Genomic DNA, 20,519 nt, shown 5'->3' with positions numbered 1-20,519 from the left:
GTCTATTTTTCTGCCGAGCAGATGGTCGGCTCAGCCCAGGCGCAGCGTGCGACGGGCGTTCTGCACCAACCGGGGCAGCCGCGAGGCGCCCATCGGCGCCCGGAACAGCCAACTGTCGTCCGACGGCAGGACGCCGGCCGATTGGGTGGCATCGAGCAGGTCGAACAGCGTCTCCCCTTCATACATCAGCCCGTCGGCGTTGAAGTGATAGCGGTCCACCGCAGTGCACTGCGCGAACGTACCGACACCGTGGATCGCCGGGGTCGACTCGTCGTAGGGATAGAACCGCAGGGTGCCACTGAAGTGCCCGCTGCCGATGTAGCGAACGATGACCTTGTAGCGCAGGTCCGGGGTATAGAGCTCGTGGTTGAGTGACATATCCCTCATCAGCCAACTCCACCAATACTTTTTGGCCCATTCGGCCGCGAAGGCCACGCCGATCCCACGGTCGGCATAGTGAGCGATCTTGCGGTCCAGGTCAACGAACCACTGCTGCGTCATGGCGTTGAGCTCAAACTCGTTGAGCACCTTGACTTTCCCACCCGCCCGCTCGTCGACCTTCCCACCCGCCCGGTTGCCGGGAAGATAGTCCGGCAACGGCTGGCGCAGCCTCGGCTTGGCGATGGCTTGCCGAAATCGGGCTTCGTCGAACATATCCCAACCCTCCGGCCAACTGGAATCGTCTGATTCCTCTATGTAAGCAGGCGCGGGAACGTATCCTCAAGCTTCCCCACGATTCGGAGGTGCACATGGGTGGCGAGCGGGAGCCGCGGGTGTGGCGCGGTCAGACCCACGATGCCCGGTCCCAGGCACGTCGGACTCAGCTGATCGAGGCGGGGGTGGAGCTGCTGGGCACCGGGGGCACGGCCGGCGTCACCATGCGCGCGGCGTGCCGCGACGCCGGGCTCAGTCTTCGCTACTTCTACGAAAGCTTCAGTGACACAGACGAGCTGATCCTGGCCGTATACGACCGGTGCAACGCAGAGCTGCTTGCCACCATGGCCGGTGTCGCCGGCAAAGCGGCGCCGATCAGCGTGGCACTCGACAGGGCGACAGCCTATTTCGAGGAAGATCCACGTCGGCTGCGAATCCTGCTGCGCGAACCGCAGTCCAGCAGCCTGTTGGCCGATCATCGCGCCGATATCCTGCCCGGCCTACTGGGCGCGCTGATCGGCTCATCCGGCATCGGCAATTCGTCGCCCATCACCGCTGCACAAGCCATGGGTGCCAGCGCGCTGTCCGGAGCGCTCACCACACTGGTTCTCGACTGGGCCGATGGCCGTCTGCGCGTCAGCCGTGCCGAACTGGTGAAGTTCGCGGCCGACCTGGTGCGCGCCGAGCTGAGCTTGGCAATCCCGTCACAGCGTTGACTTCTGACATGAGCTTGCGCCGGGCCGTGGACGCGTCCACAGATACAGCACGATCCAGGCGCCGTAGCCCAGCGCCATCCCCGCGTACATGACAGCGGGATCGCCCTGCCCGTGCACGCTGAGGTAGAGCACCACGCCGGCAAGCAGCGCCGGCAGCACTGCCGCTCGACGCCGCAGCGCGAACGCCACCGTGACGAGCACGATCGACACGATCAGCAGTACAGGACTGATCCGGTGCAGCGTGTCGAGCAACGTGGCGAGCCACCCCGAAGATCCGCCGGCGCCGTGACCGGCGTGTCCCGCACCGGCCGCGGCCGACGCGCCGGCGCCAAGCGCCACCAGAATCGCCGGCAGGCAACAGGCCAGCGTGCAGGTCAGCGCGGCAACAACTCCCGCCGCCCCGAACCGGCGTCCGGTAGGCCTGCGCCAGCGGGGCCGGTCGCGACATTCTGACGTGGGTGACATGTCCGCCCTTCGTAGGTATTTCTGCGAACCTATACCCCGTATGGGTATCTAGCAAGGTCTGCGTAACTCGGTCCGTGCCATCTAGTCGGCTACGGTGCTGCTATGACGACCAGCCTGGCTTCGGTGTGGACCGCCTTGATCCCGCTCGCACTGGTGGTGGCCCTCTCTCCGATCACCGTCATCCCGGCCGTGCTGGTGCTGCACACCGCGCGCCCACGCGAGACCGGACTGTCCTTCCTCCTCGGTTGGTTGGTGGGCCTGGCGGCACTGACCGCCGCCTTCATCGCGGTATCCGGGCTGCTGGGCGGCTTACACACGACGCCGCCGACCTGGGCGTCGTGGTTGCGGATTGTCGTCGGTGCGGCGCTGATCGCGTTCGGCCTCTACCGGTGGGCGACCCGCCACGGCCACGGCGAGATGCCGCGCTGGATGCGCTCATTCACCTCGATGTCCCCGCTGCGCGCTGGCTTAACGGCCGCGGCGCTGGCGGTGATCCGACCGGAAGTGCTGTTCATGTGTGCGGCGGCCGGGCTGGCCATCGGTAGTGCCGGACTGCGCAGAGAGGACAGTTGGCCGGCGGCCATATTTTTCGTCGCCCTGGCCGCATCCTCGGTCCTGATCCCGATTCTGGGCTACCTGGCGGCCAGCGACCGACTCGATCCGGCACTGAACCGGCTCAAGAAGTGGATGGAGCAGCAGCACGCCGCGCTGGTCGCCGTCATCCTGGTACTCATTGGTGCGATGGTGGTCTACAACGGGATTCACGCGCTATAGCCGGCATCGCCGCCGGCCAGCATTAAGATCGCGGCCGTGGGACTGGATGATCGCGACGCGCTGCGCGTGCTGCATGAGGCGTTTGCCGTGCCGTCCGACGGTTCCGGCCTAGTCGCCCAGTTCTTCACCCGATGGTTCGGCACCGACCCGTCGGTGCGTGATCTGTTCCCCGCTGACCTGACCACCCAGCGGGCCGCTTTCGCCCATGCCATGAGCTGGGTGCTCGGCGAATTCATCGCCCAACGGGCGCAGGAACCCGTAACGCTTCTGGCCCAACTGGGCCGTGACCACCGCAAGTACGGTGTGACGCAACGCCATTACCACGTCATAGGCCAAGTGCTGCTAGTCACCCTGCGTGACGAGTTGGCCGACAGCTGGACCGCAGCCGTCGACGACGCCGCCCGCGAGGCGCTGAATCTGATCATCGGCGTGATGGGCGGGGCGGCCGATGCCGAAGAGGGACCCGCCTGGTGGGACGGCACCGTCGTCGAGCACCTGCGGGTCTCCCGCGACCTCGCCGTCGTCCGGATCCAGTTGGACCAACCGCTGCCGTATCACCCCGGCCAGTACGTCAAAGTCGAGGTACCGCAGTGCCCGCGGTCATGGCGCTACTTGAGCCCGAGCATGCCCGCCGACGAGACCGGGGCCATCGAGTTTCACGTCCGGGCGGTCCCTGCCGGCCTGGTCAGCACCGCGATCGTCAACGAAACCCGGCCCGGTGACCGATGGCGACTGTCCAGCCCGCACGGCGGCCTGCACGTCGATCGCGATGCTGGTGACGTGCTGATGGTCGCCGGAAGTACCGGCCTGGCACCGCTACGGGCGATCGTCATGGACCTGACCCGGTGGGGCGTGAATCCCCGTGTGCACCTGTTCTTCGGTGGCCGCTATCCCTGCGAGCTCTACGACCTGCCCACGCTGTGGCAGATCGCCGCACACAACCCGTGGCTGTCGGTGACACCGGTGTCGGAGTACGCGGGCGACCCGGAATGGGCCGCCGACTATCCCGACGTCACCCCGCCGCGCGGCTTGCATGTGCGGCAGACCGGGCGGTTGGCGGAGGTGGTGACCAGCTACGGAAGCTGGGGCGACCGCCAGATTCTGGTCTGCGGAGGACCGGAGATGACGCGGGCTACCGTGGCTGCGCTCGTCGCTAAAGGAGCTCCCCCACAACGCATTCAACACGACCCCTTGTCGGAGTGAGAAGTGACTGATCTCGAGCCCTGCGTGTTGGTTGATCCGTCATCGTCGCTGACGGCGACGTTTGTTCCTGGCGCGGGGATGATCGGGACGTCGCTGTGCGACGACGGCGTGGAACTGCTCGGTCAGCGTCGGGGCGTGGCCGCCTACGTTGCCGAGCAGAAGACCATGGGCATTCCGCTGCTATATCCGTGGGCGAATCGCCTGAGCGGCAACGGCTACCAGGTAGACGCCACGGAGGTAACGCTTACTCCTGGGATCGGCGGGGTGCACGCCGACGAGTACGGCGCCCCGATCCACGGCACCCTGGCCGGGGATACCGGTTGGCAGGTGCGCACCCGATCGGAATCGGCGTTGACCGCGGAACTCGACTTCGGGGCCCGCCCGGATCTGCTGGCAACATTTCCGTTCCCGCACCTGTTGGAGCTGGCCATCACGTTGGCGGACCGCACCTTGACGGTACGTACCACGGTCACCGCCACCAGCGAGTCGGCGGTGCCGCTGTGCTTCGGCTTCCACCCCTACCTTCACGTTCCCGACGTGCCCAGGGCGCAGTGGCTCATCGAGACCCCGACGATGCGGTCCCGGATCGTCGACGCACACAACATCCCCACCGGTGCGCTCGCGCCGCACCCGGCATCGGCAGAGTTGTTGGGCGACACGGTGTTCGACCACGGTTTCGACGAGTTGGCCCCTGGTGCGGTGTTCGCAGTCTCCGGCGGCGGTCGACGCATCGAGGTCCGGTTCGACCGGGGCTATCCGGCGGCGCAGATCTATGCGCCGGCCACCGAATCCGTGGTCTGTTTCGAGCCCATGGCCGCCCCTACCGACGCGCTGCGCCGCGGCGGCTACGCGGTGGCCCGTCTGGGACAGCCCGGCGTGGCCCAATTCTCGCTGCAGGTCGCCTAGAGCGGCGCTATGGGCGGCGCGGTTGCCAGACCACCACAGCGGTGCTCTTGGGCACCACCGCGATCTCCCGACGCTGGTTGCCGCGCAACATCTCCAACTCCGCCGTCATCTCCTTGACCCGCGACTGCAGCGCCTCGACCTGGTTCGTCAGTTCGATGATCCGCTTGATGCCGGCGAGGTTGACGCCTTCGTCGTGCGAAAGCCGCTGCACCTCGCGCAGCATGTCGACGTCCCGTTCGGAGTAGCGACGTCCGCCGCCGGAACTGCGGCTTGGAGTCACCAGCCCGATCCGGTCATAGGTCCGCAGCGTCTGGGCGTGCATCCCGGCCAGCTCGGCCGCTACCGAGATCAGGAAGGTGCGGGAGTTCTCCGACTTGCTCATGAGCGATTACCCGCCCATCCGGCCCGCGGGTCGAACCCGCTGGCTTGCTCGGCTGCCGCGTACGCCTCGAGCGCCTCTTGCGCCTGGCCCTCCAGATTCGGTGGGACCGCGACCTTGACGGTGACCAGCAGGTCACCACTTCCGCCGCCGCGCTTGGGTACCCCGCGCCCGCGTACCCGCAGTATCCGGCCGTCGGCGGTTCCCTTCGGCACCCGCACACCGACTTTGCCGTCCAGTGTCGGGACCGAGAGTGTGGTGCCCAGGGCAAGCTCGGAGAAGCTCACCGGGATGGTGACCGTCAGGTCGTCACCGTCACGCCCGAAGACCTTGTCCGGACGCACCCGCACCGTCACATACAGGTCGCCCGAGGGTGCACCGCGCAGTCCGGCCTCACCCTGGCCCGCCAGCCGAATCCGTTGGCCGTCTTCGACACCGGGGGGAATCCGCACATTGATGGTGCGGGTTCGAGCTGCCCGCCCGGTTCCCTTGCACTCCGAACACGGGTGCTCGATGATCGACCCACTGCCACGGCAGTCGGTACACGGCTCCGAGAATCCAAAAGCGCCCTGATTGCTGCTGATCACTCCGGATCCATTGCAAGAGACGCAGACTCGGGGGCTGGTACCTGGCCGGGCACCGCTGCCGTGACAGTTGGTGCACGGCGCGGCACTGGTCAGCCGCAGCGGCATCTCGACGCCCTTGGTGGCTTCCAGGAAGCTCAGCTCGGAGTCGGTCTCCAGGTCGTTGCCGCGCCGCGGCCGGCTGGGCCGTTGCTGCGCGCCGCGCCCGAACAGGCCGCCGAAGAGATCACCGATGTTGGCCCCACCGGTCTGCCCGGCAGCGCCGAACAGGTCGTTGAGGTTGAATTCGCTGCCGTCGCCGCCGGTGGAGAACCGATCGAAGTTACCGCCGCCGAATCCACCACCACCATTGAAGCGCCGCCCGAACCCACCACCGGCGAACAGCCGACGGGTCTCGTCGTACTCCTTGCGCTTGGCCTCATCGGACAACACGCTGTAGGCCTCGGAGACCGCCTTGAAGCGGTCGGCGGCGGCCGGGTTGTTGGGGTTGCGGTCCGGATGCAGTTCGGAGGCCAACTTGCGGTAGGCGCTCTTGATCTCTTTCTCGCTGGCGTCGGAGGAGACGCCCAACTCCTTGTAGAAGTCCTTTTCGACCCATTCACGCTGAGCCATGCCGCGTCACCTCCTTACCTGTCAATTCTCTTCAGCAATGTCGCCTTCGACAACCGCTCCGTTGGCACCGGCGTCCGGGACGGTGTCGACCACCCCGACCATCGCGTGCCGCAGAACCTGCTCACCGAGCTTGTAGCCCTGCCGCAGGACGGTGCCGATCACAGAGTGTGTCCCGTCGCCCTCATGTTGAACCGCCTCGTGCAGCGACGGGTCGAACTCGTCGCCCTCGGCGCCGAACGATGTCAGTCCCATTCCGGTGAGCACACCGGTCAGCTTGTCCGCCACTGCTTTCAGCGGACCCGCTTCCAAGTCACCGTGGCTGCGAGCGCGGTCCAGGTCGTCGAGGATTCCGAGCAATTCGGTCACCACTGCGGCCTTGGCCCGGTCCGCGACACCCTGCTGATCGCGCAGCGCCCGCTTGCGGTAGTTGGCGAAGTCCGCCTGTACTCGCTGCAGGTCGGCGGTCAGCTCGGCGACCTGGTCGGCCTGGCCGGCCTCAGCGGCTTGAGCGTCGTTGGCGGCCGGCTCCTCCGGCGCCGGCCCACTAGGGGCCGGCCCGGAGGAACTCTCCCGCACTTCACCGGTTTGCGGGTCGATGCGCCGCTTGTCGGTGACGGTGATGGTTTCCGGAGACTGTTCGCGTGAGTTCTCTTCGCTCACTTGGTGTCTCCGTCTTCGACCACCTCTGCGTCCACGACGTCGTCGTCGCCACCGGACGGTCCGCCGGCGTCACCAGCGGCCTGCTCAGCCTGAGTGGCCTCGTAGATCGCCTGGCCCAACGCTTGCGACTCGACGCCGAGCTTCTCCATCGCGGACTTGATGGCGCCGATGTCGGTGCCCTCCAACGCCTTCTTGGCGTCGCCGATGGCTGCGTCGACCTTGGTGAGGGTGTCCTCGGGAACCTTCGAGCCACCTTCGGCTTCGCGCTGCTCCTTGACGAACTTCTCCGTCTGGTAGACCAGCGACTCGGCCTGGTTGCGCACGTCGGCCTCTTCGCGACGCTTGCGGTCCTCCTCGGCGTGCGCCTCGGCGTCCTTGATCATCCGGTCGATCTCCTCCTGGGACAGGCCGGAGCCCTCCTGGATCTTGATCGTGTTCTCCTTGCCGGTGCCCTTGTCCTTGGCGGTGACGTGCACGATGCCGTTGGCGTCGATGTCGAAGGTGACCTCGATCTGCGGGACACCGCGCGGGGCCGGCGGGATGCCGGTGAGCTCAAAGGAGCCGAGCAGCTTGTTGTGCGAGGCGATCTCGCGCTCACCCTGGAAGACCTGGATCTGCACTGACGGCTGGTTGTCGTCGGCGGTGGTGAAGGTCTCGCTGCGCTTGGTCGGGATGGTGGTGTTGCGCTCGATCAGCTTGGTCATCACGCCGCCCTTGGTCTCGATACCAAGGCTCAGCGGGGTGACGTCAAGCAGCAGAACGTCTTTCACCTCACCCTTGAGCACGCCGGCCTGCAGCGCGGCGCCCACGGCGACGACCTCGTCCGGGTTGACGCCCTTGTTGGGCTCCTGGCCACCGGTCAGCTCCTTGACCAGCTCGGTGACCGCGGGCATCCGGGTGGAACCACCGACGAGCACCACGTGGTCGATCTCCGACACCGAGATACCGGCGTCCTTGATCACCGACTGGAACGGCTTGCGGGTGCGGTCCAGCAGATCCTGAGTGATCTTCTGGAACTCCGAACGGGTCAGCTGCTCGTCGAGGAACAGCGGGTTCTTGTCGGCGTCGACGGTGATGTAGGGCAGGTTGATCGAGGTGCTCTGCGAGCTGGACAGCTCGATCTTGGCCTTCTCGGCGGCTTCACGCAGCCGTTGCATAGCCATCTTGTCCTTGGTCAGGTCGATGCCCGACGTGCCCTTGAACTTGTCGACCAGCCAGTCGACGACCCGGTCGTCCCAGTCGTCGCCACCGAGGTGGTTGTCACCGGAGGTGGCCCGCACCTCGACCACGCCCTCGCCGATCTCCAGCAGGGAGACGTCGAAGGTGCCGCCACCGAGGTCGAACACCAGGATGGTCTGCTCTTTGTGGCCCTTGTCCAGGCCGTAGGCCAGTGCGGCAGCGGTCGGCTCGTTGACGATGCGCAGCACGTTGAGGCCGGCGATCTGGCCGGCTTCCTTGGTGGCCTGGCGCTGGGCGTCGTTGAAGTAGGCCGGCACGGTGATCACGGCGTCGGTGATGTCCTCACCGAGGTAGGCCTCCGCGTCGCGCTTGAGCTTCATCAGCACGCGGGCGCTGATCTCCTGCGAGGTGTAGTCCTTGCCGTCGATCTCGACTTTCCAGTCGGTGCCGATGTGGCGCTTGACCGAGCGAATGGTGCGGTCGACGTTGGTGACCGCTTGGTTCTTGGCGGGCTGGCCGACCAGCACTTCGCCGTTGCGGGCGAACGCGACGACCGATGGGGTGGTGCGCGAACCCTCCGAGTTGGCTACGACGACGGGGTCGCCGCCCTCCAGCACTGCGACGCACGAGTTGGTGGTCCCGAGGTCGATTCCGACCGCACGAGCCATTGTGGTTCCTCCCTGGTAGACGATATCCCTAGTCTGAGCGGACTGCGCTCAAGGATGCTCCTTCAGCGGCTTGGCTGTCAACCCAGACTTGAGTGCTTGTGACTCAACTTGTCGAAGTGGTCAACGGGAGGGGTCCCGGGTTTGTTCCCAAATGGGACCGTGGCAGCGAAACAAGCCCGAAGGGTCGCCCGGCGCGGCGCCGTCCACTCAGTCGTCGACGACCGTCAGGATGCCCGCGGGAGCACCGAGGGCATCGAACGTGCGCGCGGCGGCGGTGTCGATGTTCACCCGTGGTTTCGAAGGCAATTCACCCTGGTAGTAGGTACCGCGCCCGTAGAACAGTCCGTAGCGTAGGACTACGCCATTCGCCGCCAGCACCGCTTTTTCAAGCAGTGCGACCGCGTCGGCTTCCGGGCCCGGACGCATCCTCCACGCGACGCTTTGGGCGATGATCTTCGTCGGACTCAGTCCGTCCAACGCGTCGATGAGATTGCGGGTGCCCTCGGCCCGTATCCGGGCGTTGAGCAACGATTCCTCGGGCAGGTCCACCAGATCGTCGGGTAGATCGGTCAGCTCATGCAGCAATACGTCAGGCGCAAAGCAACGGACGGCCCGGGTCAGAGCCGGACGGTCGAATACGTCGCAGACGACCGGCTGCGCCCCCATTGCGGCCAGCCGGTCGGCCTTCTCGGCCGACCTCGTCATAGCGCCGACGCTATGGCCCGCTTCGACGAGCATCGGAACCAGCCGGCTCCCGATCACACCGGAAGCACCCGCAAAGAAGACGCGCATGCTCATCCCGCGACCTTGCTCGCCAGCACGGCCAACTTGACGTCCAGTTCTTCAGCAGCCGCCAGCAGGGCAGGGTTGGGTTCGACGACCATCAACGAGGACGGTTTGACGTAGATCAGGCTGCTGCCACCGCTTTCCTCGCCGACGAGCAGCAGCTCCACCGGGGCAAACAGCCCCGCGGTCACATCGTGGCGCAACATCGTGATCGCGATCAGCGGGTTGCCGATGATCACGCGCAGCACTTTCCGGTCGATGCCCGCCTTCGTGATCCAGCCGCCATGGTCGAACGTCGCGAACAACATGAATCCGCTTGCACCGACATGAGATTCGACCTCGTCTCGGTAGGATTCCCAGCTGCTGCAATCCTTCGCAACATCATCGATGGGAACCGGCTGCTTGCCGACATCGGCAAGCAACGCAGCAACCAGCTCTTCGTAGCTCTTAGTGCTCTGGTATCGCACTTGGACGCCGGAGAAGTGGCGCTCCTGCGGATCACATTGCGACACGATCCACTTCCTCGATCTCGGCGCCGGCAATCTCGCCGGTGCGGTCTTGGACATGTACGCGCGGGGTGCGATCCACCACGAGGGTCAGCACGTCCGGCCGGCTGTAGTGGCCGCGGGAGTCCATCTGCGACTTGCGAGCATCGATCAGCGAGAAGTCCAGATCAGCGATTACCTCGCCCTCGCCTGAGCGCAACGGCTCGCCGAGCAATCCACCATGCGGGGTGATGATCGCAGTGAAGCACCCACCCGAGATTGGCCCGATCGGACATCCGGTGTCGGACATGATCCGCGCCTGTTGGTCAGGGTCCAGCCATGCGGTGGCGTTGACGACGAATGCGGCCGACTCGAGCGCGTGATTGCGCACGCTGGTCTCGATCTGCTGGGCAAACAGGTCGCCGGCGAACGATCCCGGCCACATGCCCGAGTGGATCTGCTCCCCGTCGGCGATCAGGGCGTAGCGGGCCAGCGGCATGTAGTGCTCCCAACAGGCCAGTTGCCCGACCCGCCCGACCGTGCTGTCGACTGCACGCAGTCCGCTGCCGTCACCCTGCCCCCAGAGCATCCGCTCGTGATAGGTGGGCATGATTTTGCGTCGGCGCTGCAGCAGTCTTCCGTCGGCGTCGAAGAGCAGCTGCGTGTTGTACAGCGAGCCGCCTTCACGTTCGGTGACGCCGATCGAGACGACCATGTCCGCCTGGCGGGCCGCCACTCCGATCGCATCGACTTCCGGAGACGGGATGGCCACGGCCTGCTCCATCAGTTTGAGGTGCTCCGCGCGCATCTCGAACGGACGTTGGACGAAAGAGAAATAGGGATAGTAGGGGATCACCGTCTCCGGAAAGGCCGCGAACTGCACTCCCTGGCGGCCCAGCTGCTCGATCTTGGCCACCACCCGTTCGACGGTTCCTTCTCGGCTGTAGAGCACCGGGCTGATCTGCACGGCTGCTGCTCGAATCGTGTTCATTGTCGTCAGCCCTCGATCCGCTCGACGATGGTGGCGTTTGCCATGCCGCCGCCCTCACACATGGTCTGCAGGCCGAATCGTTTTCCGCTGTGCAGCAACGCGTGAACCAAGGTTGTCATCAGGCGCGCGCCACTGGCGCCCAACGGATGCCCTAGCGCGATCGCGCCGCCATTGACGTTCGTCTTCGCCAGGTCTGCCCCGGTTTCTTTCGCCCAGGCCAACACCACCGGAGCGAACGCCTCATTAACCTCGAACAGGTCGATGTCGGACAGCCTCAGGCCGGCCCGCTGCAGCACCTTCTGGGTGGCCGGGATTACCCCGGTCAGCATGTACAACGGATCCGATCCGACAACGGTGGTGGTGTGGATCCGCGCCAGCGGCCGCAGGCCCAGTTTCTTGGCGACCTCCCCGCTGGTGACGACCACAGCTGCGCTGCCATCGGACAACGGCGATGAGTTTCCGGCAGTGATATCCCAATTGATCTGGGGAAAACGCGCTTTCATCGACTCGCTGTAGAAGGCCGGGCGAAGCTTTGCCAAGGTCTCCACGGTGGTGCCAGGTCGGATGATCTCGTCTGTCGCCAGGCCGGCAACCGGCATGAGTTCGTCGTCGAAGAGTCCCTCTTTCGTGGCAAGTGCCGCCTTTTCGTGACTGTTGGCGGAGAACTCGTCGAGTTCGGTCCGGGAGAAACCCCATCGCGCCGCGATCAGCTCGGCGCTGATGCCCTGCGCCACCAGGCCTTCGGGATAACGGCGCGTCATTTCCTCGCCGAAGGGATTGCTGCCCGGAAGTAGCGATGCTCCCATCGGGACGCGGCTCATCGACTCCACGCCCGCGGCGACGACCACGTCGTAGGCGCCTGCCAATACACCTTGGGCCGCGAAGCTGATTGCCTGTTGACTGCTGCCACACTGCCGGTCAATCGTGGTGCCGGGCACCGACTCCGGGAAACCCGCGCCCAATAGGGCATTGCGGCCGATATTGACAGCCTGATCGCCTACCTGTGTAACAGCACCGACGATGACGTCGTCGATTCGGGTCGGATCGATACCCGCTCGCCGCACCACCTCGCGCAGGCTGTGCGCCAGCAGGTCCGAGGGGAGAACATCGTGCAAGGCTCCGCCGGGCTTGCCTTTGCCGATGGGAGTGCGGACGGCCCCGACGATGACCGCGTCGCGGCCCTGGTATCCGGACATCGCTCAACCTCCTGACATCTGAGTATTGTTTTCTATACTCAGCTATACACTCTGGGTATAGTAGAGTCAACTCAGGAGTGAGGTGGATGGAGATGACTTTTCTGCAGGGGCCACTCGCTGACCGTGGTTCCTGGTCAGCGATCGGTGAGTGCCCCGTCGAAAAGACCATGGCGGTCGTCGGAACCAAATCCGCGATGCTGATCATGCGCGAGGCCTACTACGGCACTACCCGATTCGATGACTTCGCGATCCGGGTCGGCATCACCAAAGCAGCGACCGCGACACGGCTCGCGGAACTCGTCGAACTCGGGTTGCTGGCCCGCCGGCCCTACCGTGAGCCCGGCCAGCGCAGCCGCGACGAATACGTCCTGACCGACGCCGGCACTGATTTCATGCCGGTGGTCTGGGCCATGTTCCAGTGGGGACAACGTCACCTGCCCAACCGGGGGCGGCTACGTCTGACGCATCTGGACTGCGGCGCGGACGCGCAGGTCGAGATCCGCTGCACCGAAGGTCACCGCGTCGAGCCCGGCGAACTGGGCGCACGGCTGGTCACGTCAAAGGTGTCACGTCCTGAATGACACCCGGGCGCGCCAGATCAGGTGGTCGCCGGAATGCGCCGGAAGCCGTGCAGGGTGGCCAGCCCGCGTGGCGTCGGAGGTCCGTCGAGCTGCAGGTCGGGGAACCGTTCGAACAACGCTTGCAACGCGATGGTGGCTTCCATCCGGGCCAGGTTGGCGCCGAGGCAGGCGTGGATCCCGCTGCTGAACGACAGATGCTCTTTGGCGTTGGCCCGGGTGACGTCGAAACGGCGGGGCTCCTCGAACACGCCGGGGTCGCGGTTGGCGCCGCCCAGCAGTAGCGCCACCGTTTCGCCGGCGGTGAGGTCGTATCCGGCAAGCTCGAGGTCGCAGAGGGCGTTGCGCGACGTCATCTGCACCGGGCTGTCGAAGCGCAGGACTTCCTCGACCGCGCCCGGCCACAATTGGGGGTCCTCGCGCACTTTCGCCAACTGTTCGCGGTGGCGCAGCAACAGCACGATCGCGTTGCCGATCAGGTTGATGGTGGTCTCAAAACCCGCGCCGGCGAGCAGCAGTGCGGTCACACCCAGTTCGCGTCGGTCGAGGTCCCCGTCGCGGATGATCTGGCTGTAGATGTCGTCACCGGGGTTGTTGCGCAACCGCTCGATGTGGTCGCTGAACTCGTGATCGTTTTCCCGCAGGGACTGCATGGCACATCGAAAGGTGCTCCACGACACCCCGATATCGAGCAACGGTGCGCCACGATCACCCCGGTCGAGCATCTGCGACCGCTGTTCGTCGGGGATGCCGAGAATCTCGGCGATGATCAACGCCGGTAAGGGCCCCGCGAAGTCGGCGATCAGATCCGGACGCGCTGACGATTCCATCCGATCCAGCAACTCATGAGTGATCTCGACGATCCGGGTCCGCAACTTGTCGATCGCACGAGGAGTGAACGCGCGCACCACCGCACGTCGGTAACGCGTGTGGTCGGGCGGATCGACCACCAGCATCGAGGGCGGCTCAGCCGGATTCGGCAGCCCCGGGTCCGTTCGGTCGATCAACCAGCGAGTCGCTTTGGGCAGATTGATATTGGCCGGGTTGCTCGCTCCGAACCTGTCGTCGCGCAGGATTGCCCGGCACAGCTCATGGTCGGCCGTCACCGAGACGAACGGCGTGCGCGTCAATCGGCCACGCGCACGGATCTGTTCGGTCAGCGGTTCCGGGTCGCCGCCACGCACTGGGCCGATGAGCAAACGTGCCATCGGGTCGCCGCGCCGCGCCTGCACGGCAAGAAACGCGCGCGGAAACCCCTGCAACACTGCCCATCTAAGCCACAACCCTGGCCTCATCGCGGCGCCCCCGCCGCCGGCAGCACAAATGCCGATCCTGCGGCAACGCTTGCCAGGTGCCGCATCAGCAGCGTTTCGGGAATCAGACCGGTGGCGCGGCTGGCGGCGGCGCTGAGGAAGCCGGGCCGCGCGTTGACGACTTTCCCGAACCATGCCGACTCCCGGACCAGCGGGGCGACCCGCGGCCGACGGAAGGCGACGAACCTGGCGAACGCGGTGGTCAGATCGGGTGCCTGGTCAACGAATTCAGCCAGGATGGCGGCGTCTTCCAGGCCCTGGCAGCCGCCCTGCCCCAGATGCGGACGCATGGGATGGGCCGCATCGCCGACCAGCACTATCGGGCCGCGCGCCCAGTGACGGGCGGGTCCGCGGTCGTAGAGGTCATCGCGCAACACGTCGGCAGGCGACGTTGCGGCCAGAATGCTCGGGATGGGCTCACACCACTGGGCGAACTTGGTTCGCAGGTAGGCCAGTTCCCCCTCGGGCGCTCGTTGCCCCTCGGGGACACGTTCGGTAGCGAACCAATAGGTCAGGTCCGGCCCCATCGGCACATGCCCGACTTCGATTCCGGGCCCCATGGTTTCGCCCGCCAGGTCGGGATTCAGGGCATAGGCAGCGATTCCCCGCCATGCGGTGTAACCGACGTAGCGCCGGCGCAGCGGGCCGTTGAGGTGGCGAGCCAGCACCGAATGGATGCCGTCGGCGCCGATGACAGCATCGAACGTACTGACCGTGCCATCCGAAAGCTGCAGCCCTACAACGTCTCCCAGCATCGTCACGTCCGTGGCGGCAAGGCCGTAGTGGAGGCTGCCTGCCGCCAGCGCTTCGGCGAGGATGTCGCGAAGCACCGAGCGCTGCACCACCACGAGCGGTTCACCAAGTGCCCGGACCATCCGTTCGGCCGCCGGGCGGCGCAGCCACGACCCGTCGTACCAGCGCGCCGCGCCCGCGGTGATCCGGCCGCCCGCCGCACGGACCTCATCGCCTAGACCGAGGCTATCCAGGGCGGCCAGGGCATTGGGCCAGATGCTGATGCCGGCGCCCGATGAGGTATCGGTCCGTTGTTCGACAACGGTGACACCGTGACCGCGATGCTGCAGCGCGATCGCAGTCGCCAGCCCGGCGATGCCAGCCCCAACTACGCCGATTCGGTTGCTCATCGGGCCGGACCGTCGGTGCCGTGGGTAGCCAGCCAGGCCGCCCTCCGTCGATTCGAGGCTCGAGAAAGCCAGGCGTCCTGGACTACTTCGGCCAGTTCACTCTTGCTGATCGCGTGCAGGTCTGCCTCCCGAACCAGAACGGACAGATGGCCGTTGAAATGATCAGTGCTGAAGAACGGTGTTGCGGGGTCTTGAATGAGGGCCTGTTTGTCCGCGTCGGATTCGACCCAGATCACGATGACATCCGGGTAGGCCTCACCCGTAACGGGGTCCTTGGCGTCGGGCCGGGGGGTACGGAAGAACACGAACGACTTGCCGCCCACCTGATAGATCGAATTGCCTTTCGGCCCTTCGATTCTAGTGACATGCGGCATCGACGCAGCAACCTCGTGCACGTCTGCGACTCGCGCGGGTCGATCGGCCATAACCGCAACCGTAGTCACCCGTCACGGAGCAGGCGCGCGATCCGCTCCACCGTGTCCATCGGATCGGCGAGCGGCGTCGACGAACCGGCCTGCGCTAGGAGGCCGGGGTGCCTGGCGTGCCATCGGCGCCGCCACACCCGCCGGCGCCTGCACCGGCCTGACTGGACGTCCGGATCCGCGACCGACGACGGTGACCGACGCACCTCTTGCGGCGGGGAGCAATGTTGATCTGACTCACATACCGACGGACGAATTAGGTATCACACAGGAGATCAACAGCTGCTCAAAAGGGCATACGTGGTCGCCATACTTGAAGCGATGGTTGCTTGCACGGAAATTTGGCCCCGCGGCGACTAGCGTTGCGGAACAACGGCATAACGCCTCGGCAGTTGGCGGATCATCGCGGAAATTGCCCGTGCTATCCGGAATTAGACCGGACATTTCGCCAATATCGCCACTCGGGGACAGCGCGCCACTTTAGGAAATAAGCTGTGAGACGTCTGAGCGACGCGAGCATCAAAGCTGGCCTACGCGTGCCAGCCTCTGACACCATGGCACGAACCTCACGACGACAGGCACGGTAAATAGCGCGATGGCACACGCCCCCAACTCCCACCTTGCTCCCTCCGCTGCACTAACCCGTGAGAATGAGGGCTACCACAAGGACCTAGCCCCGCGGCAGCTGCAGATGATTGCCCTGGGCGGAGCCATCGGGACGGGACTGTTCCTCGGCGCCGGCGGCCGGCTCGCCTCGGCCGGGCCGGCCCTGTTCATCGTCTACGCGATCTGCGGCGCCTTTGCCTTCCTCATCCTGCGCGCACTCGGCGAGCTGGTGCTGCACCGACCGTCGCCGGGATCGTTCGTCTCGTACGCGCGTGAATTCTTCGGCGAGAAAACCGCCTACGTCGCGGGGTGGCTGTACTTCCTGAACTGGTCGATGACCGGCATCGTCGACACCACCGCGATCGCCAGCTACTTCCACTACTGGCACCTGTTCGAGGTGATCCCACAGTGGACGCTGGCCCTGATCGCCCTGTTGGCGGTGCTGTCGATGAACCTGATCTCGGTGAAGCTCTTCGGCGAGCTGGAGTTCTGGGCCGCGCTGATCAAGGTTCTCGCGCTGCTGACGTTCCTGGTGGTCGGCACCATCTTCTTGGGCGGCCGATACCAGGTCGACGGCCAGGAGACCGGCCTGCACCTCTTGACCCAGAACGGTGGACTCCTGCCGACCGGCCTGCTCCCGCTGGTATTGGTGACCTCCGGAGTGGTGTTCTCCTATGCCGGGGTCGAACTGGTCGGCACCGCCGCCGGCGAAACCCCGAACCCCGAGAAGGTCATGCCGCGGGCGATCAACTCGGTAGTGGCCCGCATCGCGATCTTCTACGTTGGCTCGGTAGTCCTGCTGGCGCTGCTGCTGCCGTACACCGCTTTCAAGGAGCACCAGAGCCCCTTCGTCACGTTCTTCTCCAAAGTCGGTTTCACCGGCGCAGGCAGCCTGATGAACCTGGTGGTGCTGACCGCCGCGTTCTCCAGCCTCAACGCGGGGCTGTACTCCACCGGGCGGATCCTGCGCTCGATGGCGGTCAACGGCAGCGGCCCGGCGTTCACCGCCAAGATCTCGAAGAACGGGGTGCCCTACGGCGGCATCCTGCTGACCAGTGGCGTCGGCCTGCTGGGCGTCGTCCTCAACGCGCTGCGCCCCGGCCAGGCCTTCGAGATCGTGCTCAACATCGCCGCGGTCGGAGTCATGGCGGCATGGGCGACCATCGTGGCCTGCCAGCTGCGGTTGCTCCGGCTGGCCAATGCCGGGGTGCTGAAACGGCCGTCGTTCCGGATGCCGCTGGCGCCCTACAGCGGGTACGTGACCTTGGCGTTCCTGGCCTGCGTGCTGGTCCTGATGCTGTTCGATCACCGCAGCGGCCCGTTCGTGCGGGGAGTGCTGCTCATCGGTACACCGGCACTGATCATCGGCTGGTATCTGGTGCGCGGACGGGTGCAGGCCGCGGCCGCCCTCGCCGAGACGACTCCCGAACAGACATCGGCTGTGGCCGCGCAGCCGGATCCGGACGAGTAGAAGGCCCGAAAACATATGGCCCGCAACCGTTACGCAGCCAGACCCCCGCTGTATGGAATGGTGCTGGTCTTCTGCGCCATCGCGATCGTGGCCGTCACCGCCTACCTGCACGCCGGCTGGTGGTCGCTGGTGGGTTATGCACTCGCCGCGGTGACGGCGGTCGCCGGTACGGCGCTGGCCTTCCGTGATCTGTCCTGACCGCAGGCCCCTCCCCGGCCCGCGGGCGTCGCACCGGTAGTACCGCGCGTCACTGCAGCCACTGATGTCACTGAATGCGTACGCTGGGCCGCAACATATGTCAGCGGGGGAATCAGTGCGGGTACCAGACCAGTCGAAGCGCAGGACGGCCGGAAAGCTGACGCTGGCGGCCGGGCTGCTGCTGACGGGTTGCAGCACCACCGTCGACGGCCACCCGACCGCAGCACCGGGCGGGGGGCCACCGGAGCCGTCGTTCCGGCCGCCGCGCACCAGCACCGCACCGCCGAGCCCGCCGAGCCCTACCAAGTCGGCCACCCCGAACCGGCCGGCCGACGCCATCCCCCTGCCGCCCGACGACAACGGCTACGTCTTCATCGAGACGAAATCCGGCCGGACCCGCTGCCAGATCTCGTCATCACAGGTCGACTGTGAAGCGCAGTTCACTAACACGCCTCTCAAGGACGGACAGCACGCCAACGGCGTCAGTGTCAGCGCCGAGGGCACCGTGCAATGGGTGTTGGGCAACCTGGGCGATATCCCGGTCGTCACCATCGACTACCTCACCTACCAGGCGCAAGGCTGGACGATCAACGCCGATATCAACGGCACACGGTTCACCAACGACCGCTCCGGTCACGGCATGCTGGTCAGCGTCGACAACGTCGATACCTTCTGATTTTTCGCCCCAGTCGCCGGCCAGTACTTTCCGATACGATCGGTGAAATGGCGCGCTTCGGATCTTCGGACGGTTCCGGCAAACCCAGCGAGGACCACACTCGGTCCATGCCCTCCGCCCAGCGCGGCCCACAGCCGCCCGGGCCGCCTCCGGCTCCGTTCGGCCCCGCCAATCCGGGGCGCAATCCCGGCTACGAAGCCGGCAACGCCCCGACCCAATACGCCCCGTACAACACTTTCGACGAGCCGACCGACCCGCAGGGCACCGATTTCGCTGCGTTGTCGTCCACTCCGTGGTTTCGCCGCCGATCGGTGCTGATCGCGTGGTTCGGGCTTATCGCGGTGATGCTCGCGGTGGTGGTCTGGGGGATCATCCAGCTGACCAGCCGCGGACCCGGCGGCGGCACCACACCGGCAACCAGCTCGTCAAGCAGCAGCACCAGCAGCAGCACGACCAGCTCCTCGAGTGCGCCCAGCACCACCGCACCGACGGCGGCCCCGCCCCGGCAGGCTCCGCCGCAACAGCCGCCGGCACAGCAGGCACCGCCCGCGAGCGAGCCGCCGCATCGCCACCTACCGCATCTGCCGTCGGTGATCACCATCCCGCCGATCCCCAAGGTTCCCGAGCTGCCGACGGTGATCACACTGCCGCCCAGGCGGTAGATCCCGGCCCGGTACTCTCGCCGCATGCAATCACCGCGCAAGCCGGGTTGGCTCGGCATTGACGTGGTGGCCGTGTTGATCTTCTGCGCTCTCGGCCGGCGCAGCCACGATGAGGGCCTCACTCTCAGCGGCTTGGCCACCACGGCCTGGCCGTTTCTGAGCGGCACGGTGCTGGGCTGGCTGTTGTCGCGCGGCTGGCGCAGGCCCACCGCCCTTTGGCCCACCGGGGTGACGGTCTGGATCTCGACAGTGCTGGTCGGCATGCTTTTGCGCGAGGCGACCTCCGCCGGCGTGGCGACGAGCTTCATCCTGGTCGCCTCGACGGTCACCGCCGCGTTTCTGCTGGGCTGGCGAGCGGTCGTCGAGCTTGTCGCCCGCCGGCGTTTGGACAGCTGACGGGTTTCAGCCAGCGTCATCGCGGGGTTTCGTCAGGCGCGATACGTACCCTCGGTGCGTGTGAACCGTTCGGCGGACGACCCCAACAACGAGCCGACCCAGATGGCCGGCTACGACTACGGCGGCAACGGTAACTACGGCGAACCCGCTTACTACAGCGAGCATTGCGAGCCCACCGGCCGCCAGCCCGAGTGGACCGAACCGCCGCCACCACCAACCCCCTGGTATCTGCGACCGGTCGCGCTGGTCGGCCTGGGAGTGCTCACCGCAATCCTGATCGCCCTGTTGGTGTGGGGCATGGTCCGGCTGGTGAACAAGGAACCGATCCCCACCGCACCGGCGACCAGTTCGGTGACGTCCACCGCACCCGTCGAAGAGCCCATCGCCCCGGCCCCGTCCCACGCCGCCACCGACGAAAACCCGCCGCCGGCGACGGAATCCGAGCCGCCCACTTCCACTACCGAGGCACCGAGCACCACCACGACCACCGAGCCACCCACCACCACGGCGCCGCCGACCACGACCGAGGCCCCGACTACGACAGCACCGAGCACCACGGCAGCCCCCGCCACGCCTACGCTGACGCGACAGCCACCGGCGATCGTCATCCCACTGCCCGGGCTCTGAATTCCGGTTACTCACGGCGCGCGAAAGCCCGTCCGAACGGTCGCCCGCCGATACAGTTAGGCCAGCCTTTGTCGCGCTGGACGACCTTGGAGTGGCACTATGAGCGAGCACCGATCAGGGCTTGAACTGGTGCTGCGCAAGATTGGCGGTAAGTTACCCGTCAGTAACCA

The 20,519-nt window shown here is 66.1% G+C and carries 24 protein-coding genes; 11 read left to right on the top strand and 13 right to left on the bottom strand.

Annotated elements, in window-relative coordinates; translation table 11 throughout:
- Window positions 1–30: 30 nt before the first annotated feature.
- On the bottom strand, window positions 31–654 hold the full coding sequence (locus RCP37_RS01795) for a nuclear transport factor 2 family protein (RefSeq protein ID WP_308485346.1): 624 nt from the start codon (window positions 652–654) through the stop codon (window positions 31–33).
- 95 nt (window positions 655–749) lie between these two features.
- Here RCP37_RS01795 and RCP37_RS01790 point away from each other — a divergent pair, with 95 nt between their 5' ends.
- Window positions 750–1,370: a TetR/AcrR family transcriptional regulator gene (locus RCP37_RS01790; protein WP_308485345.1), complete on the top strand. Its 621-nt coding sequence runs from the start codon at window positions 750–752 to the stop codon at window positions 1,368–1,370.
- Here the strand turns inward: RCP37_RS01790 and RCP37_RS01785 are convergent.
- Window positions 1,359–1,835 (bottom strand): hypothetical protein, encoded by a 477-nt coding sequence (locus tag RCP37_RS01785; protein WP_308485344.1) that lies wholly within the window; start codon window positions 1,833–1,835, stop codon window positions 1,359–1,361. The two genes, RCP37_RS01790 and RCP37_RS01785, sit on opposite strands and share 12 nt — an antisense overlap.
- Before the next feature lie 102 nt (window positions 1,836–1,937).
- Between RCP37_RS01785 and RCP37_RS01780 the strand changes: the two genes are divergently transcribed.
- From RCP37_RS01780 to RCP37_RS01770, 3 genes are read left to right on the top strand one after another with little or no spacing between them, the layout of a single operon-like run.
- Window positions 1,938–2,609, top strand: coding sequence for a GAP family protein (locus RCP37_RS01780; RefSeq protein ID WP_308485343.1), 672 nt, complete (start codon window positions 1,938–1,940; stop codon window positions 2,607–2,609).
- 36 nt (window positions 2,610–2,645) lie between these two features.
- Window positions 2,646–3,812, top strand: a complete 1,167-nt coding sequence (locus RCP37_RS01775; protein ID WP_308485342.1) for an FAD-binding oxidoreductase — start codon at window positions 2,646–2,648, stop codon at window positions 3,810–3,812.
- A gap of 3 nt (window positions 3,813–3,815) precedes the next feature.
- Complete coding sequence (locus RCP37_RS01770) at window positions 3,816–4,718, top strand: aldose 1-epimerase (protein ID WP_308485341.1); 903 nt, start codon at window positions 3,816–3,818, stop codon at window positions 4,716–4,718.
- A 7-nt stretch (window positions 4,719–4,725) separates the two neighbouring features.
- Here the strand turns inward: RCP37_RS01770 and RCP37_RS01765 are convergent, their stop codons facing one another.
- The 8 genes from RCP37_RS01765 to RCP37_RS01730 form a co-directional block, all read right to left on the bottom strand.
- A complete protein-coding gene (locus RCP37_RS01765; RefSeq protein WP_308485340.1) occupies window positions 4,726–5,100 on the bottom strand; it encodes a heat shock protein transcriptional repressor HspR in 375 nt (124 codons plus the stop codon).
- Window positions 5,097–6,293 (bottom strand): molecular chaperone DnaJ, encoded by a 1,197-nt coding sequence (gene dnaJ, locus RCP37_RS01760; RefSeq protein ID WP_046284504.1) that lies wholly within the window; start codon window positions 6,291–6,293, stop codon window positions 5,097–5,099. The genes RCP37_RS01765 and dnaJ overlap by 4 nt, the downstream gene beginning before the upstream one ends.
- Before the next feature lie 21 nt (window positions 6,294–6,314).
- On the bottom strand, window positions 6,315–6,953 hold the full coding sequence (grpE, locus tag RCP37_RS01755) for a nucleotide exchange factor GrpE (RefSeq protein WP_308485339.1): 639 nt from the start codon (window positions 6,951–6,953) through the stop codon (window positions 6,315–6,317).
- Entirely contained in the window at window positions 6,950–8,800 is a 1,851-nt protein-coding gene (gene dnaK, locus RCP37_RS01750; protein ID WP_308485338.1) for a molecular chaperone DnaK, read from the bottom strand. Before dnaK ends, grpE begins: the two co-directional genes overlap by 4 nt.
- A gap of 207 nt (window positions 8,801–9,007) precedes the next feature.
- Entirely contained in the window at window positions 9,008–9,592 is a 585-nt protein-coding gene (locus RCP37_RS01745; RefSeq protein ID WP_308487234.1) for an NAD-dependent epimerase/dehydratase family protein, read from the bottom strand.
- 2 nt (window positions 9,593–9,594) lie between these two features.
- Complete coding sequence (locus RCP37_RS01740) at window positions 9,595–10,098, bottom strand: DUF302 domain-containing protein (RefSeq protein WP_308485337.1); 504 nt, start codon at window positions 10,096–10,098, stop codon at window positions 9,595–9,597.
- Window positions 10,085–11,062 carry a nitrilase-related carbon-nitrogen hydrolase gene (locus RCP37_RS01735; protein WP_308485336.1) on the bottom strand — a complete coding sequence of 326 codons (978 nt, stop codon included), beginning with the start codon at window positions 11,060–11,062 and terminating at the stop codon, window positions 10,085–10,087. The genes RCP37_RS01740 and RCP37_RS01735 overlap by 14 nt, the downstream gene beginning before the upstream one ends.
- A 5-nt stretch (window positions 11,063–11,067) precedes the next feature.
- Window positions 11,068–12,258 carry a thiolase family protein gene (locus RCP37_RS01730; RefSeq protein ID WP_308485335.1) on the bottom strand — a complete coding sequence of 397 codons (1,191 nt, stop codon included), beginning with the start codon at window positions 12,256–12,258 and terminating at the stop codon, window positions 11,068–11,070.
- Window positions 12,259–12,350: 92 nt separating this feature from the next.
- On the opposite strand from RCP37_RS01730, the gene RCP37_RS01725 reads away from it, so the two are divergent.
- The gene (locus tag RCP37_RS01725; protein WP_308485334.1) at window positions 12,351–12,839 is read left to right on the top strand and encodes a winged helix-turn-helix transcriptional regulator; all 489 of its coding nucleotides are present in this window, start codon (window positions 12,351–12,353) and stop codon (window positions 12,837–12,839) included.
- Between the two features lie 17 nt (window positions 12,840–12,856).
- Here the strand turns inward: RCP37_RS01725 and RCP37_RS01720 are convergent, their stop codons facing one another.
- The 3 genes from RCP37_RS01720 to RCP37_RS01710 are packed head-to-tail and all read right to left on the bottom strand — an operon-like array spanning window position 12,857 to window position 15,716.
- Entirely contained in the window at window positions 12,857–14,131 is a 1,275-nt protein-coding gene (locus RCP37_RS01720; RefSeq protein WP_308485333.1) for a cytochrome P450, read from the bottom strand.
- Window positions 14,128–15,291, bottom strand: coding sequence for an FAD-dependent oxidoreductase (locus RCP37_RS01715; RefSeq protein ID WP_308485332.1), 1,164 nt, complete (start codon window positions 15,289–15,291; stop codon window positions 14,128–14,130). The genes RCP37_RS01720 and RCP37_RS01715 overlap by 4 nt, the downstream gene beginning before the upstream one ends.
- The gene (locus tag RCP37_RS01710; protein WP_308485331.1) at window positions 15,288–15,716 is read right to left on the bottom strand and encodes an MmcQ/YjbR family DNA-binding protein; all 429 of its coding nucleotides are present in this window, start codon (window positions 15,714–15,716) and stop codon (window positions 15,288–15,290) included. The genes RCP37_RS01715 and RCP37_RS01710 overlap by 4 nt, the downstream gene beginning before the upstream one ends.
- Window positions 15,717–16,308: 592 nt before the next feature.
- Between RCP37_RS01710 and RCP37_RS01705 the strand changes: the two genes are divergently transcribed.
- The 6 genes from RCP37_RS01705 to RCP37_RS01680 all read left to right on the top strand — a co-directional run bounded on the left by RCP37_RS01705 (window position 16,309) and on the right by RCP37_RS01680 (window position 20,349).
- Window positions 16,309–17,790, top strand: coding sequence for an amino acid permease (locus RCP37_RS01705; protein ID WP_308485330.1), 1,482 nt, complete (start codon window positions 16,309–16,311; stop codon window positions 17,788–17,790).
- A 15-nt stretch (window positions 17,791–17,805) separates the two neighbouring features.
- Complete coding sequence (locus tag RCP37_RS01700) at window positions 17,806–17,988, top strand: hypothetical protein (RefSeq protein ID WP_308485329.1); 183 nt, start codon at window positions 17,806–17,808, stop codon at window positions 17,986–17,988.
- Between the two features lie 115 nt (window positions 17,989–18,103).
- On the top strand, window positions 18,104–18,664 hold the full coding sequence (locus RCP37_RS01695) for a hypothetical protein (protein WP_373693092.1): 561 nt from the start codon (window positions 18,104–18,106) through the stop codon (window positions 18,662–18,664).
- A gap of 107 nt (window positions 18,665–18,771) precedes the next feature.
- Entirely contained in the window at window positions 18,772–19,326 is a 555-nt protein-coding gene (locus RCP37_RS01690) for a hypothetical protein (RefSeq protein ID WP_308485328.1), read from the top strand.
- Between the two features lie 24 nt (window positions 19,327–19,350).
- The gene (locus RCP37_RS01685) at window positions 19,351–19,722 is read left to right on the top strand and encodes a DUF3054 domain-containing protein (protein WP_308485327.1); all 372 of its coding nucleotides are present in this window, start codon (window positions 19,351–19,353) and stop codon (window positions 19,720–19,722) included.
- Window positions 19,723–19,782: 60 nt separating this feature from the next.
- The gene (locus RCP37_RS01680; RefSeq protein ID WP_308485326.1) at window positions 19,783–20,349 is read left to right on the top strand and encodes a hypothetical protein; all 567 of its coding nucleotides are present in this window, start codon (window positions 19,783–19,785) and stop codon (window positions 20,347–20,349) included.
- Window positions 20,350–20,519: the final 170 nt, after the last annotated feature.

This window comes from Mycolicibacter sp. MU0102 (assembly GCF_963378105.1).
Classification (GTDB): Bacteria; Actinomycetota; Actinomycetes; order Mycobacteriales; family Mycobacteriaceae; genus Mycobacterium; species Mycobacterium holstebronense.
This window is presented reverse-complemented; position numbering and strand designations above follow the sequence as displayed.

Coding starts and splice junctions, on each gene's coding strand:
- RCP37_RS01795 (WP_308485346.1), bottom strand. CDS start 654: ATGTTCGACGAAGCCCGATTTCGGCAAGCCATCGCCAAGCCGAGGCTG.
- RCP37_RS01790 (WP_308485345.1), top strand. CDS start 750: ATGGGTGGCGAGCGGGAGCCGCGGGTGTGGCGCGGTCAGACCCACGAT.
- RCP37_RS01785 (WP_308485344.1), bottom strand. CDS start 1,835: ATGTCACCCACGTCAGAATGTCGCGACCGGCCCCGCTGGCGCAGGCCT.
- RCP37_RS01780 (WP_308485343.1), top strand. CDS start 1,938: ATGACGACCAGCCTGGCTTCGGTGTGGACCGCCTTGATCCCGCTCGCA.
- RCP37_RS01765 (WP_308485340.1), bottom strand. CDS start 5,100: ATGAGCAAGTCGGAGAACTCCCGCACCTTCCTGATCTCGGTAGCGGCC.
- dnaJ (WP_046284504.1), bottom strand. CDS start 6,293: ATGGCTCAGCGTGAATGGGTCGAAAAGGACTTCTACAAGGAGTTGGGC.
- dnaK (WP_308485338.1), bottom strand. CDS start 8,800: ATGGCTCGTGCGGTCGGAATCGACCTCGGGACCACCAACTCGTGCGTC.
- RCP37_RS01745 (WP_308487234.1), bottom strand. CDS start 9,592: ATGCGCGTCTTCTTTGCGGGTGCTTCCGGTGTGATCGGGAGCCGGCTG.
- RCP37_RS01735 (WP_308485336.1), bottom strand. CDS start 11,062: ATGAACACGATTCGAGCAGCAGCCGTGCAGATCAGCCCGGTGCTCTAC.
- RCP37_RS01730 (WP_308485335.1), bottom strand. CDS start 12,258: ATGTCCGGATACCAGGGCCGCGACGCGGTCATCGTCGGGGCCGTCCGC.
- RCP37_RS01725 (WP_308485334.1), top strand. CDS start 12,351: ATGACTTTTCTGCAGGGGCCACTCGCTGACCGTGGTTCCTGGTCAGCG.
- RCP37_RS01720 (WP_308485333.1), bottom strand. CDS start 14,131: ATGAGGCCAGGGTTGTGGCTTAGATGGGCAGTGTTGCAGGGGTTTCCG.
- RCP37_RS01715 (WP_308485332.1), bottom strand. CDS start 15,291: ATGAGCAACCGAATCGGCGTAGTTGGGGCTGGCATCGCCGGGCTGGCG.
- RCP37_RS01710 (WP_308485331.1), bottom strand. CDS start 15,716: ATGGCCGATCGACCCGCGCGAGTCGCAGACGTGCACGAGGTTGCTGCG.
- RCP37_RS01705 (WP_308485330.1), top strand. CDS start 16,309: ATGGCACACGCCCCCAACTCCCACCTTGCTCCCTCCGCTGCACTAACC.
- RCP37_RS01700 (WP_308485329.1), top strand. CDS start 17,806: ATGGCCCGCAACCGTTACGCAGCCAGACCCCCGCTGTATGGAATGGTG.
- RCP37_RS01690 (WP_308485328.1), top strand. CDS start 18,772: ATGCCCTCCGCCCAGCGCGGCCCACAGCCGCCCGGGCCGCCTCCGGCT.
- RCP37_RS01685 (WP_308485327.1), top strand. CDS start 19,351: ATGCAATCACCGCGCAAGCCGGGTTGGCTCGGCATTGACGTGGTGGCC.